Annotated in this window: 13 protein-coding genes; 5 read left to right on the top strand and 8 right to left on the bottom strand. The window is 62.6% G+C overall.

Translation table 11 applies throughout. The annotated features are described in order from the left end of the window. Window positions 1–23: 23 nt before the first annotated feature. A complete protein-coding gene (locus E0501_RS11665) occupies window positions 24–1,901 on the bottom strand; it encodes a hypothetical protein (protein WP_137701522.1) in 1,878 nt (625 codons plus the stop codon). 285 nt (window positions 1,902–2,186) lie between these two features. After that, a complete protein-coding gene (locus E0501_RS11660; protein ID WP_137701521.1) occupies window positions 2,187–2,435 on the bottom strand; it encodes an accessory factor UbiK family protein in 249 nt (82 codons plus the stop codon). Window positions 2,436–2,531: 96 nt separating this feature from the next. Between E0501_RS11660 and lgt the strand changes: the two genes are divergently transcribed. The 5 genes from lgt (at window position 2,532) to E0501_RS11640 (ending at window position 6,709) form a co-directional block, all read left to right on the top strand. Then, on the top strand, window positions 2,532–3,422 hold the full coding sequence (gene lgt / locus E0501_RS11655) for a prolipoprotein diacylglyceryl transferase (RefSeq protein WP_137701520.1): 891 nt from the start codon (window positions 2,532–2,534) through the stop codon (window positions 3,420–3,422). Further along, window positions 3,419–4,480 carry a class I SAM-dependent methyltransferase gene (locus E0501_RS11650; RefSeq protein ID WP_137701519.1) on the top strand — a complete coding sequence of 354 codons (1,062 nt, stop codon included), beginning with the start codon at window positions 3,419–3,421 and terminating at the stop codon, window positions 4,478–4,480. The genes lgt and E0501_RS11650 overlap by 4 nt, the downstream gene beginning before the upstream one ends. Beyond that, complete coding sequence (gene pgeF, locus E0501_RS11645; RefSeq protein ID WP_137701518.1) at window positions 4,477–5,232, top strand: peptidoglycan editing factor PgeF; 756 nt, start codon at window positions 4,477–4,479, stop codon at window positions 5,230–5,232. The genes E0501_RS11650 and pgeF overlap by 4 nt, the downstream gene beginning before the upstream one ends. 268 nt (window positions 5,233–5,500) lie before the next feature. Continuing rightward, window positions 5,501–5,644, top strand: a complete 144-nt coding sequence (locus E0501_RS21270; RefSeq protein WP_170222776.1) for a hypothetical protein — start codon at window positions 5,501–5,503, stop codon at window positions 5,642–5,644. A gap of 276 nt (window positions 5,645–5,920) precedes the next feature. Further along, window positions 5,921–6,709 (top strand): Hint domain-containing protein, encoded by a 789-nt coding sequence (locus E0501_RS11640; protein WP_161594606.1) that lies wholly within the window; start codon window positions 5,921–5,923, stop codon window positions 6,707–6,709. Here E0501_RS11640 and E0501_RS11635 read toward each other — a convergent pair. The 6 genes from E0501_RS11635 to E0501_RS11610 form a co-directional block, all read right to left on the bottom strand. Beyond that, the gene (locus tag E0501_RS11635; RefSeq protein WP_137701516.1) at window positions 6,706–7,947 is read right to left on the bottom strand and encodes an efflux RND transporter periplasmic adaptor subunit; all 1,242 of its coding nucleotides are present in this window, start codon (window positions 7,945–7,947) and stop codon (window positions 6,706–6,708) included. The two genes, E0501_RS11640 and E0501_RS11635, sit on opposite strands and share 4 nt — an antisense overlap. 4 nt (window positions 7,948–7,951) lie before the next feature. Beyond that, window positions 7,952–10,315, bottom strand: a complete 2,364-nt coding sequence (locus tag E0501_RS11630; protein WP_235857823.1) for an ABC transporter permease — start codon at window positions 10,313–10,315, stop codon at window positions 7,952–7,954. Further along, window positions 10,312–11,034, bottom strand: a complete 723-nt coding sequence (locus E0501_RS11625; RefSeq protein ID WP_137701832.1) for an ABC transporter ATP-binding protein — start codon at window positions 11,032–11,034, stop codon at window positions 10,312–10,314. The genes E0501_RS11630 and E0501_RS11625 overlap by 4 nt, the downstream gene beginning before the upstream one ends. 75 nt (window positions 11,035–11,109) lie before the next feature. Then, a complete protein-coding gene (locus E0501_RS11620) occupies window positions 11,110–12,039 on the bottom strand; it encodes an AEC family transporter (RefSeq protein WP_137701515.1) in 930 nt (309 codons plus the stop codon). Window positions 12,040–12,042: 3 nt separating this feature from the next. Then, window positions 12,043–12,840, bottom strand: coding sequence for an MBL fold metallo-hydrolase (locus tag E0501_RS11615; RefSeq protein ID WP_137701514.1), 798 nt, complete (start codon window positions 12,838–12,840; stop codon window positions 12,043–12,045). Beyond that, the gene (locus tag E0501_RS11610; RefSeq protein WP_137701513.1) at window positions 12,840–13,646 is read right to left on the bottom strand and encodes a TatD family hydrolase; all 807 of its coding nucleotides are present in this window, start codon (window positions 13,644–13,646) and stop codon (window positions 12,840–12,842) included. The genes E0501_RS11615 and E0501_RS11610 overlap by 1 nt, the downstream gene beginning before the upstream one ends. Window positions 13,647–13,655 lie beyond the last annotated feature (9 nt).

Here is a 13,655-nt window from a genome sequence, read left to right as displayed (position 1 = left end):
GCACCGCCCGCGCGCCCTTTCGATCAGAACCGGCCCAGGCCGAATACCAACGGCAGGATCGGCAGGTATTCCATCACGTTGGGATAGCGCAGCGTCGTGCCGTTCAGCACGATCTCGCTGCGTGTCACGTCGGGGCGGCTGATCTGCCAGCGATAGCTGCCAGCCTCGCCCTCCTCGGCCAGGTTGCGCAGCACGATCAGCCCGGATTTCACAGCCGACAGCGCCGCCGCCTCGTCCGAGCGCGGCCGCAACTCGGCCATCGTCGCATCGAAATAGGCCAGAAGCCCTTCCAGCCCGCTCAGCTGCACCGTGGCCTCCCCTTCATAGGGCAACAGGCTGAACACCTCTGTCGGATACACCTTGTAGCTGCCGCTCTGCGACAACCGGAACAGCTCGGTCTGGTAGAAATCCTCGCCCGCGTCGACCTGCAGAACCGTCGCCGCGCCGTAAAGCACCATTGGCAGGATCAGCTCGACCGGCTCGCGCATATCCCGCAGGTAGACATCCGCGAACATCTGCTTCAGGAACGCCTCGTTCAGGTTCGACACTGTCGAGGTGAGCCGCAGACCCACCGGGAACCACGCCCGGATATGCCCGCTCACCTCGTCCGGCGTATCCTCGCCCGGAACGAACCGTCCGCCCAAAAATTCGGTCCCGAAGGTGACCTTGCCTTCGTTGCGGTTCAGGTCGGCCAGCGCGAGGCTCAGCGTCCAGCTGTCATAGCCGGTCTCGAACTCGGTCGTGATTTCGCGTTCCCCGTCGCGCATCCGCTCGTCGAACACTTCCATCCAGAAGGCCTTGCCCTCACTCGCGAATTCCAGCTTGCCGAACTCCGCCAGACCGTCCAGCAGGCTCGACACCGCGACCGGCCGGTCGCGCGGCGGCTCGGCAAATGTCATGAACGCCGCGACCATGTCAGCCACCGGAAGCTCCCCGCCGCTCAGCCGAAATGTCGCGCTCTCGACCTTGACCGCACTTTCGGGGATGGCGCCGCGCTGGTCCACGTTACCGAACCGCAGCGAAACCTGCGCCCCGCCCCAATCGCGCGGGGCCACGTCGCTCAGCTCCGCCTTGGCCTCCAGCACGCCCGCGCGAAAGAAGTCCTCCTCCGGGCGGCGCGGGTTCACCACGCTCACGTCGCTGGCCGAAACATCCAGCACGATGGTCTCGTAACTGTTGCCCAACAGGCTGCTGCCCAGCGTTTTCAGCTGCGCCCCGCCATCGCGCACCGTGCTCAGCATAATCAGTTCGCGGATCACCGAGTAGAGATCCACCGGCCGCTCCCCGTTCGCCGCCAGCAACGCACGGATTTCGCCCAGGCTCACGTTCTCGGGTGTCATTCCCAACAGGGCCACGTCACTTGCCGAAATCTCGAAGCGGCTTTCGGTGTCGGTCTCGTCGGGCTCTTTCATCACATCGAAGGACAGACGGCCCAGCGACAGCGTGCCCTGGTCGCCCTGCCCGGGTGCGAACCGCAGGTCATTCGTCACCCATTTCAGCTCGGAATAGGACCGCCGGCTGGCCGACCAGGTGCCATCCAGTTCCATACCGCTGAACGTCACCCTGCCGATACCTGGAAAATCCAGTTCCGTGGAAAAACTCAGCTCGCTGATGCGGTAATTGTCATCCCCGGCGGGCTCCAGCCGGAACGACACCTCGCCAAACGGAAAAAGACCCATCAGCGTGGTCTCCTGCAGCGTGGCGCGAAATCCGCCATCCTCTTCCGTCACAACCACGTCGCGGGTCAGAAGCGGCCCGATAATGGTGATCGGCAGCGGCGTCGACAGCGCCGACAACACGTCGGTTCTCACCTTGTCGGCGGATTGCGCCGCCAGGTGCTGCGACAAGCTCGCGGCGGCCAGCAGGGACAGCAAAAGCAGTTTGGACAATCTCGAAAACATGGGCGGACCTCCTCGAACTATGGCTCGGCGAAATAGCAATGCCGACCCGTTCATCATGGCCATTTGCGCATGCCGTTCAAGTGGCACGCCAAGCCCGTGCCATTCATCCAGCGGCAACCCCGTCTTGGCGGCGCCCACGGATCAGGCGCATCACTATCGCGCGCCCCGTTAACCTTAACTGTTTGGAAACGCCTGCAAATCACCCGGCAGCCGGATGTCAGCCGGGCGGTGCACACATGTCATCCCCCGGGTTTTCGCCGATGAAAAACCGTTAACGCCCGGGCCTTACTTGCCCAGCTTTTCCTCCAGCGCCGCGATCCGCGCCTTCAGCGCCTCGTTCTCCTCGCGGGCCTTCTGGGCCATGGCGCGGACGGCGTCGAATTCCTCGCGGGTGACGAAATCGCGATCGGCCAACCATCTGTCGACAAAGGATTTCATCGCCGTCTCGGCCTCGTCCTTCGCGCCTTGCGCCACGCCCATCGCGTTGGTCATCAGCTGGCTCATGTCGTCCAGGAACTTGTTGCGCGTCTGCATGGAAAACCCCCACGTTACGTTGCGTTCCTATATGGGGGCGCCAGCGCGAAACCGCAACCTTGACTTCCCCCGCGCCAAGCCCTCAAAACCATTCCCATGAGCGCCCTGATCCCTTTCCCGAACATCTCGCCCGAGCTCTTCTCCTTCACGCTTTTCGGCATAGAATTTGCGTTGCGCTGGTATGCGCTCGCCTACATCTTGGGGATCGTGATCGCCTGGCGGCTGGCCGTGCACACCGTGCGCCGGCCCGCACTCTGGCCCGGAAATACGCCGCCGCTGACGGCCGAACAGATCGACGACCTGATCACCTGGATCATCCTCGGGGTGATTCTCGGCGGGCGGCTGGGCTATGTATTCTTCTATCGCCCAGGCTATTTCCTTGAAAACCCGGGCGAAATCCTGATGGTTTGGCAGGGGGGCATGTCGTTTCACGGCGGCTTCCTGGGCGTTGTTCTCGCCGCCTTCCTCTACACCCTCCGCCACCGCATCCCCCGCCTCTCCGCCGCCGATCTCATCGCCCTCGGCGTGCCTTGGGGCCTGATGCTCGGCCGCATCGCCAACTTCATCAACGCCGAGCTCTGGGGCCGGCCCACCACCATGCCCTGGGGCGTCGCCTTTCCCGGCCAGATGGCACAGGATTGCCCTGAAATAACGGGGCTTTGCGCCCGCCATCCTTCTCAACTTTACGAGGCCGCGCTCGAAGGGTTGATCCTGGGCCTCGTGCTTTTGTGGCTCGCCTACCGCCGCGGTGCGTTCCATCGCCCGGGCCTGGTCACCGGCATGTTTTTCGCCGGATACGGCGCCGCGCGCTTTTTCGTGGAGTATTTCCGCCAGGCTGACGCCCAGTTCATCACCCCCGAAAACCCGTTGGGATATGCCCTGCATCTGGGCGGCATCGGCGTCACCATGGGCCAGCTTCTGTCCCTGCCGATGCTGGCGATCGGCCTCATCCTCATCGCCGTCTCGCGCAGGTCGCGCGTGGCATGAAGGATTTGGAAACCATTCTGCGCCACACTATCGCCGCGCAGGGCCCGATCCCGGTGTCGGACTTCATGGCCGAATGCCTGCTTCATCCGCGATTCGGCTACTACGCCACGCGCGATCCGCTGGGCGCTGCCGGTGATTTCACCACCGCGCCCGAAATCTCCCAGATGTTCGGTGAACTTCTGGGGCTTTGCCTTGCGCAATCCTGGCTGGATCAGGGCGCGCCGGCACCGTTTACCCTGGCCGAACTCGGCCCGGGCCGCGGCACGCTGATGGCCGATATCCTGCGTGCCACCCGCGCCGTGCCCGGCTTTCTCGACGCCGCGCAGCTTCACCTGGTCGAAGCGTCGGCGGCCTTGCAGGATGTCCAGGCCCGCACACTCGCAGGCCATGATATCCGCTGGAAAACCAGCACCGACGATCTGCCCGAAGAACCGCTTTTCCTCATCGCCAACGAGTTTTTCGATGCCCTGCCGATCGGTCAGTTCGTCCGCCAGGGCACGGGCTGGGCCGAACGCCGTATCGGGCTTTCTGACACCGGCCTTGCCTTCGGCCTGGCCCCGCCGCAGCCCCTGCCGTTGCTGGCGCACCGGCTCGACGACACGAAGGATGGCGACCTGGTCGAGATCTGCCCAGCCGCCCCGACCATCGCCGAAATCATCGGCGCGCGGATCGAAACGCACGGCGGAGTGGCCTTGATCATCGACTATGGTGATTGGCACAGCCAGGGCGACACGTTTCAGGCCCTGCGCAATCATGAACCCGCCAACCCCCTGGAAAACCCGGGCGAATGCGATCTGACGGCGCATGTGGATTTCGAGGTCCTGGCCAACGCCACCCCCTCGGCCCACACGCGCCTCACCCCGCAGGGCGTGTTTCTCGAACGTCTCGGCATCACCGCGCGGGCACAGGCGCTTGCCGCCAAACTTGCGGGCGACGCGCTCGATGCCCATATCGCCGCGCATCGCCGCTTGACCCATCCCGCGGAAATGGGGACCCTCTTCAAAGTTTTGGGGCTTTATCCATCCACCGCCACGCCCCCACCGGGACTGGAACCATGACGCTGGAACTCATCCGCTCCGATTGTCTGCGCCCGATCGTGCATGGCTTCTTCACCCGCAAAGGGGGAAGTTCCTCGGGCATATTCGCAGGTCTCAACTGCGGTCCGGGCTCGTCGGATCAATCCGAAGCCGTGACGATGAACCGAAGCCGCGTCGCGCAGGAGATCGGCGTCGCGCCCGATCACCTTGTTACCGTGCACCAGGTGCATTCTCCTGATGTCGTTGCACTGGATTCTGTGCCCGCAACCCGCCCCCGCGCCGATGCGATGGTGACGTCCACACCGGGCCTCGCCCTTGGGATCTTGACTGCCGATTGCCAGCCGGTGCTCTTCGCCGATGCCGCCTCGGGTGTCGTTGGAGCTGCCCATGCCGGCTGGAAAGGGGCGCTTGCCGGGGTGTTGGAGGCGACTCTCGACGCGATGGAAGCCCTTGGCGCGAAACGCGAAACCACCTCCGCCGCGATCGGCCCGACGATCAGCCAGCGCGCCTATGAAGTCGGCCAGGAGTTCTTTGAGAACTTCATGGACGACGATCCCGAAAACAGCCGTTTTTTCATCAACGGGGTCGACGGCAAGTACCAGTTCGATCTGCCTGCCTATGGTCTTTTCCGCCTGCGTCGCGCGGGCATTGGCCGGGCCGAATGGACCCGCCACTGCACCTATTCCGATCCTGCCCGGTTCTTCAGCTACCGGCGCACCACGCACGCAGGCGAGGCGGACTATGGACGATTGATATCGGTCATTCGCCTGTGACACCGGCAGAATTTGGCATCCTGTGCCACCGATTTGCCTAATTCGATCTGGAAACTATCCGCACAAAAACCGGGTATTGATCACGGATCGCGCAGTTTCCTGAAGTTTTTCGAAAATTTCCTAAAGTCCCGCCCGTCTGCCACCTTTTACGTGCACCGCCTGCATGGATTTCGGCAAAAGCCCCGACTTGGTCCAATGATGGCCCGAATGAGAAGCGAATAATCAGGAAAAGGACGATAGCCCAAAGGGCAAAGGCAGGAGAACAGGCATGAAAAAGCAACCGCGTTGGATCAACTCCGTGATCGAGACTGCAAAGACGGAAAGCACCGCAATGCCGTGGCAACGCGGTGGGCGACGCGCGGCCTTCATCACAAAACGCAATGCTTCGCCGCGCGAGGCCAAAACCGCCTGAGACCAGCAACTACCCCATGCACCATCCGGTCCGGGTCGCCTGTTTGGCGGCCCGGACCGCCGTTTCCTGCGAATCAAAATGTGGCGGGCTTGCCCACCGTCGGGAAACAATTCAGTCAATTCTTCGCGAATTGATCCGCCAACACGGCCTTGTGTTGACCGTTTTTTGACAAGTCATGGCATTGCACGCGATTTTCACATGACGAAAATCGACCAGTCCTTCTGTCGTTGTCGGTGGGGGCCGACGCGGATGTGACCACCCGAAAAGGTGATGCACATGACGACCCCCTTCAAGGCCGATCGCAAATCGGCCGACCCCGTTCCCTCGGTACGCGCACGCGATACCCGTCCCTCTGACCGGCCTCAGCGCAGCCGCTCTCTCATGCGCAAATACGAGGTCGCCTCTCTCGCGACAGACGGGTCAGTTCGATACTCGCAGCACATTGCCCCGGCCACGGCGACCTTCGAAGGCGCATTCTCCGCCTTTGCGCGTGGCACGATGCTGCAGACGTCGTCCGGGCCCTGCGCAATCGAAGACCTCGTTCCGGGCGATCACCTGCTTTGTGCAGACGGCACAGCAAAACCTGTCACTTGGATCGGGTCGATGACAATGGTGCCGTCGGCGCCGGTGGAACGCCCTGAATTGACACGCCTGACCCGCATCATGGCCGATACTTTCGGGCTTTCCAGGCCGATGCCCGATCTGGTGTGCGGGCCGGGCGCGCGCCTCTTCCGCTGTCCTGCGGAACTGCGTGGCATTTCGATGCAAACCCAGCTTCTGACCCCGGTACGGGCCTTCGTCGATGGCATCAACGTCATTGAAGTCACGCCCCCCGCACCGGTGACGCTCTACCATCTTTGCTTGCCGCATCACGCGATCATTCGCGCTGCTGGGCTTGAAGTTGAAACCTACCATCCGGGTCCGACGCTGCTGCGCGATATGGGCGTGAACATGAAAACCCTGTACATGTCATTGTTCCCGCATCTGGGCAGCGAAGACGAATTTGGCCCGCTCGTGCATCCGCGCGCAGGCCAGTCCACGCTTGACAGCCTGTCTGCCGCCTAGCCGCCTTCGGCGTGGCGCTGCGAAACCCGCGCGCCATTCGAAAGCGCCGCCGAGGGATACAGAATAATCCTGTCTCCCTCGGCCAGACCGTCGGAAATGGCGGCGGTTTCGCCATTATTGGCCAAAACCTCGACAATGCGTTCCTGTGCCCGTCCGTTTTCGTCGACCGCGAAAACCGCCCAATCCTCGCCGACACGGTACAGGCTTGATGCACGAACCGTCAGAGCATCCTCATCCGCCCAGACCACAATGCGCACTTCAACGCGGAAACCATGGCCCAAACCTGCCCGCGTTTCGGGTGGGTCAGTGAACCGGATTGTCACCTTCACGCGCTGTTCCTCAACCCCGAGAGCGGAATACTTGGTAAACCCCCAGGGTTCGATCCGGGCCACCTCGCCAGACAGGGGGGCGTCCCCTCCCCAGTTGTCGATGATCACCCGCGCGCCATCGCTCACCTGAACCGCATCGGTGCTCAGAAGTTCTGCCACGATCTCCAGGTCTTCCTGCACGTTTCCGATCTCCAGGATCGGTGCCCCCGCTGGAAGGATCGTCTCGCTCTCCTGTTTGACCTGCAGGATTACCCCGGAGGCGGGCGCACGCAACGGAATAGTATCTTCCACCTGATGCGCCAGCGCCTGCGCCAACCCCTGGTCATCGAAACTGATCAACTGTGCCTGGGCGTTCTTCAGTTCGGCAATCCGCATCGAGATGGCGGCGCGCGCGGTATCAAGATTGGCCTGGGCAAGCCGCGCCGCCGTCTCTTCGCGCTCAAGTGCCGCCTGGCTCGCTATACCGCTTTCGAAAAGCTTGCGCGTGCGCTCGACATTCGACTCGGCCAGTTCCTTGTCGGCCCGCGCCTTGTTCAGATCCGCCTGCGCCACGCGCAGCGCAGCCTCGGCAGCGGTGACCGAGGCCATCGCCTGTTCGCGCGTACGTACATCCAGCGCCGAAGGGCTTGTCGGCAACATGCGCGCGACCACGGTTTCGTCCTTCACGACAGCATCGCCAGGCTCAACCGAAACGCGCAGCAGGCGTCCGGCAATCGGCGTCGACACCACGTAGGCATTGTGCACCTTCGTACGCCCCTCCTCGTTGATCGTCACCGTCATCGGGCCACGCGCAACCGTGCCGATATCCACGAGCAAGGGGCGCGGCCAGAACGCATAGGCCAGCGCCCCGATGATGACGACCGCAACGAAGGCGGTGAATATCGGGCGGGAATGCTTTTTACGTGCCATCGGATCAGTCCCTCGTTTTCAGGGCCGCAATCAGGTCGGCCCGATCAATATCACGTTTCACCAGCCAACCCGAGACCAGCGCCGCCAACACCACGGCGACAATCGCCGCACCATAGGCCGAAGGCGAAAACACTACCGGAATCTGGTAGATATCGGTGCTGAAACCCTCGACGATCAGATAGGTCAGGTAATATCCCAGCCCCACCCCCATGGGCAGCGCCGCCAGAGTGACGATTGCCAGTTCGCCCAGAAGCACAAAGGCTGTCTCGTTGCGGGTGAACCCCATCACCCGCAGGCTTGCCAGGTCGCGCGTGCGCTCGGCCCGGGCGATGCGCGCGGCGTTGTAGACGATGCCGAAGGTGATGATCGCCGCGACGATCGTCATGATGTACCGCGTCGCGCCAGGCCCGGTATTCATCAGCTCGACCAGGGCACGCCGCGCATCTTCTTTCTGCGATACGCCAGCCACAGCAGGCATGTCCTTTATCGCGGCAACGATCTGGTCGCGCTTCGCGCTGTCGACGCTCAGAAAGGCGCCGGAAACCCGTCCGGGTTCCTTCAGTGCGCGGTTCAGCGCCCCGATTTCCATAAAGGCGGGTGCGCCCAGCATGGTTTGCGCGATCCCGATCACTGGGATTTCCAGCACCGGGCGCCGGCCCTCGCGCACCTCGACGGTCAGCATGTCGCCCGCGTCGACGCGCAGGATATCGGCCAGCGGCTCCGCCAGGATGACCCCTTCACGCCGCATTTCAATGGGCAATATTCGCTTGTCGATCACCCGGTTCAGCTGCGGCTGCTGCACCCGCCCCTCGATCGCGCCGTTATAGCTGTGCACGCCATTGCGCAGGATGACGGGCACCACCCGCACCGGCTCGGCATGTTCGACGCCCGGCTGGCGGGCGAGATCAATCACCGCGCGGTCCGACAGCGGCGTGACAAAGGTCAGCGCCATGTCCGAGCGGTCGATCACCGAAAAGGTCAGATCTACCGCGCGTTCGAAACCCGCCATCATCGTCAGCGTCGCAACCGACAACGCCATGCCCGTGCCAATCCCGATCACTGATCCCGCCATACGCCCCGGATGGCGCAGCAACCGCCGCAGCACCATGCGGCTGGGCTGATCCAGGTAGCGCCGCATCCCCTGCGAGAACTTTGCCGCGCGCGAGTAGTCGGTCGGCGCCGGCGGACGCATCGCCACCGCTGGCGTCAGGTTGAACACACCGCGCAGAACGAACAGGCTACCGACCGATGCCGAAAGGATCGACACGACGAAGCCGGTGACGAAACTGCTTTTGTCCAGCTCGAACACCAGGAACGGAAATTTGAAATAATACTGGTAGAATACCGCCATCCACCGCCCGGCCATGATGCCGCCCAAGGCCCCCGCAATCGCCCCCAGAATGGCGATAACCAGCACGAATTTCAGGTAGTGGATGCTCACCTCGGCGCTGGTATAACCAAACGCCTTAAGAAGACCGATTTCCTCACGCTCGGATTGGACCATCCGCGAAATCACGATGTAGAGCAGGAACGCCGCGACCGCGAGGAAGATGGGCGGCACCACCGTGGCGGATATCCGCAGACCGCGGATCTCCTCGCTGACAAACCGGTTCGATGCCTGGTGCTCGAGTCCATAGGCCCCGGCCGCGCCAAAAGCGTCCAACATCAGATCCAGCTTCGCCTTCACCACCTCGACATTCGCACCGCGATTCAGCGCGACCAGTACCTCGTTGAAGGCGCCGTTCATGTCATACGCCGCGCTCAACGCGGCACGGCGCATCCAGATCACGGCAAATCGCGCGTCATCCGGCACCAGTTCGCCCGGCGCAGTCGTATAGAGAAACTCGGGGCTCTGCACCAGGCCGACAACCTGGAACTCTCGCTTTGCCCCGTTCATCGTGGCCGTCAGCCGCTCACCGGGTATGATCGCGCGGGCATCGGCAAATCCCTCCAGAAGCATGATCTCGCTCGGGTGGCCCGGGCTTGGCACGCGCCCCTCGACCAGGAAGAAATCATTCAGCCGCGGCCCGCCCGTATCGGGGATGGAAATCGCCTGCGCCCGGATCGGCAATTCCCTGTCTGTGATGTCGATCAGCGCACTTCCGGTGACCCGCGTCTCGGCGGCGGCAACACCGTCGATCCGGGCAACCCGGTCCAGCATCCGGTCTGGCGCCCGCGTGACCGGGGCGAAGACATCCGCCAGCCGGTAGCGGTCATAGTAGGTCTGACGGGTCTGATCCAGCGTGTTGACGAGACCACCCATCATCACCTGCATCAGCACGCCCAGCCCGATTACCGCGGCGATGGCCGCCGCCTGCCCCTTCATCCGCGCCAGGTCGCGGAGGAGTTTGCGGTCAAGCGGGCTCACCACTCGATCTCCGACGGGTCGAGCTTTGTTTCGTTCTCGACGACCTCGCGGATTGCGCCATCGGCGAAATAGATGACCCGGTCGGCCATCTGTGCGGTCGCGGCCGCGTGGGTGACGATCAGAACCGTCGTACCCAGCTGTTCGTTCACGTTCTTCAGCACGTGCAGAACCGCGCGTCCCGTCGTGCTGTCCAGCGCTCCTGTCGGCTCATCGCAAAAGAGCACGGTTGGCCGCTTGGCTATCGCCCGCGCAATCGCAACGCGCTGTTGTTCCCCCCCGGACAGTTCGGACGGGAAGTGATGAGTGCGTTCCTTCAGCCCGACAATCTCCAGCGCCTCGCCCGGATCCAACGGATCATCAGCGATTTCGGTCACCAGTTCGACATTCTCATAGGCCGTCAGGCTGGGCATCAGGTTGTAGAACTGAAAGACGAAGCCGATATTCTCACGCCGGTAGCTCGTCAGTTCCGCATCGCTCATTTCCAGCAACTCGCGGCCTTCGAAACTGGCTGTTCCACTACTGGCGCTGTCAAGCCCGCCAAGAATGTTCAGAAGGGTCGATTTCCCGCTGCCCGACGGCCCCAGCAGGACAACGATCTCGCCGCGCGGCAGATCCAGATCGACGCCGCGCAGCGCGTGTACCGCCGCGGCTCCTTCGCCATAGGTCTTGGTCAGTCCCCTGACCGAAAAGGCGATCTGTTTTTCATCATTTCGCGCCATCGTGCCCGTCCGCGTCTGCATGACCGGTTGCCGATCATCTGTATCAGCCAGTTTCGCAGCGGTCCTTGAGACGGATCAAGGCAGCGCACCCAGCCACAGCCATACCGTCACGATCGACAGTGTCGTGCCCAGAAGCACGCTCGACGCCGCCACCCGCTGCGCCTTCTGATAGATCGAGGCGAACACGTAGATATTGATGCCCGGCGCCATCGCCGCGGTCAACACAGCCGAGCGGAACTCGCCCCGCGTGATGTCCAGCGCCTTGCCCATGAACCAGACGACCGTTGGATGCAGCGCAAGCGCCGCGAGGCAAACATAGGCGATCACCTTGATATCCCCCTGCGGTCGGTAGCGCACCAAAACGCCCCCCATGCCGAAAAGCGCCACGGGCAACGCCGCACGGGTAACGATCTCGACAGCGTCCAGCACGGCCTCGGGCAGCGGTATGGACATCAGGTTGACGACAAATCCCAACCCGATCCCGATGACCAGCGCATTGCGAAACATCGCCTTCAGAACGGTTGCCGGCAACTTGGCCAGCGATTGGCCCCGCGCCCGGGCAATCTCCATCGCCGTAATGCCAAGGCCATAACAAAAGGGCGAGTGCACCGCGACAATGGCATAGTTCGGCTCCATCGCCGCCGCGCCAAAAGCCCGCTCCGTGATCGGAAGGCCCAGCATCAGAGAGTTAGCGAAGAGACAGCAGAACCCGATCGCCACCGCTTCTTCCCAATCGCGGCGAAACAGGAAGCGCGCACCCAATAGGCCAAAGGTGAAACTGACAGTCGATCCTGTGTAGAAACTGATCAGCAGCGGCGCGTTGAACGCGTGGCCGAGATCAAGTTGCGCAATCGCCTGAAACAGAAGCGCAGGAAAAAGAAACCCCTGCGAAAACTTCATCATTCCGTCGATATTGGCGTCGCTCAGGTACCCGCGCCAGACCGCTGCGTAGCCAAAACCGATCACCAGGAAAACGGGCAGGATGACATCCAGCAGGGCCTGCATGGATCAGGCCGGCAGGGTGATCACCATCCCGTCATAGGCCGGGGTGATGTGTTCGGGCGTTTCCGCGTCCACCGTCGCATAATCCAGGTCGATATGCATGTTGGTCAGCACTGCACGCTTCGGGGCTGCGCGCGCGATCCAGTCCAGCGACTGTTCCAGGTGCGAATGGGTGGGATGCGGGGCACGCCGCAACGTGTCGAGGATCCAGTACTCAAGCCCACCGACGGCGGCCCAGGCTTCTTCGGTCATCTGCGCCACGTCCGGCAGATAGGCCAGATCGCCGATCCGGAACCCCAGTGCATCTATCGAACCGTGGTTGACCTTGAAGGGCAACAGCGTCACCGCGCCCCCCGCCCCGTCGATGGTCACGTCGCCACGGATCGTGTGCATGTCCAGAATGGGGGGATAGGGGCTGTCCTCGGGTTGCACGAAAGCATAGCCGAACCGCGAATAAAGATCGTTCTGGGTGTCACCATCCGCCCAGACCGGCAGCCTTCGGCGCATGTTGAAGACGATCATCCGCAGGTCATCCAAACCATGCACGTGATCGGCATGGCTGTGGGTATAGACGACGCCATCCAGCTCTCCTACGGCCGCATCCAGCAGCTGAGAGCGCAAGTCCGGGGAGGTGTCGATCAGAACGCGGGTCACACCATTGCCGTCGATGCGCTCGACCAGCATCGAACAGCGCCGGCGCGTATTCTTGGGGTTGCTCGGGTCACATTCGCCCCAGTGCCCGCCCAACCGCGGCACACCGCCGGATGATCCGCAACCCAGAATGGTAAAACGCAACTCCGCCATCACGCCGCTGCCTCATATTGCGCGACCTTTGAAAACAACCGTTCGAAATTCGCCTGCGTCTGCGCGGCGAACTCGACATAGTCCATACCGAACAGCTCGGCGCCTACCTTTGCGGTATGCACGGTATAGGCCGGCTCGTTCCGTTTGCCCCGGTGCGGCGGCGGGGCCAGGTAGGGCGCATCGGTTTCGACCAATATGCGGTCGACCGGTGCGGCCGCAAAGATCTCGCGCAGCTCGGTGCTTTTGGGAAAGGCTAAAATGCCTGACATCGACAGATAGAAGCCCAGATCCAGAGCCGCGCGGGCCAACTCGGCGCTCGAAGAAAAGCAATGCATCACGCAGGAATAGGCACCATTGCGATATTCCTCGCCCAGGATGCGGGCCATGTCCTCGTCCGCCGCGCGGGCGTGGATGATCAGCGGCAACCCGGTCTGCCGTGCAGCCGCGATATGAATGCGCAGGCTTTCCTTCTGCATCTTCGCGCTCTCGGCGGTGTAGTGATAATCCAGCCCGGTTTCACCGATACCAACGAATTTCGGATGCTTCGCCAGCGCGCACAACTCGTCCACCGTGGCCATTGGTTCTTCGGCCGCGCTCATCGGGTGGGTGCCGGCTGCATAGAAAACAGGCGCATGTGCCTCTGCGATTGCACGCACCTGTGGTTCGTTGCGCAGGCGCGTGGAGATTGTCACCATCCGGGTGACCCCGGCGCGCACGGCACGGGCAGTCACCTCATCCAGTTCCCCCTGGAAATCGGGAAAATCCAGGTGGCAATGGCTGTCGGTAATCTGTGCTAGATCGGTCATTGAATGTCC

The sequence above is a fragment of the Marimonas lutisalis genome, assembly GCF_005434965.1.
GTDB classification, from domain to species: Bacteria; Pseudomonadota; Alphaproteobacteria; order Rhodobacterales; family Rhodobacteraceae; genus Marimonas_A; species Marimonas_A lutisalis.
The sequence above is the reverse complement of the archived record's forward strand: the minus strand, read 5'-3'. Positions and strand labels throughout refer to the sequence as shown.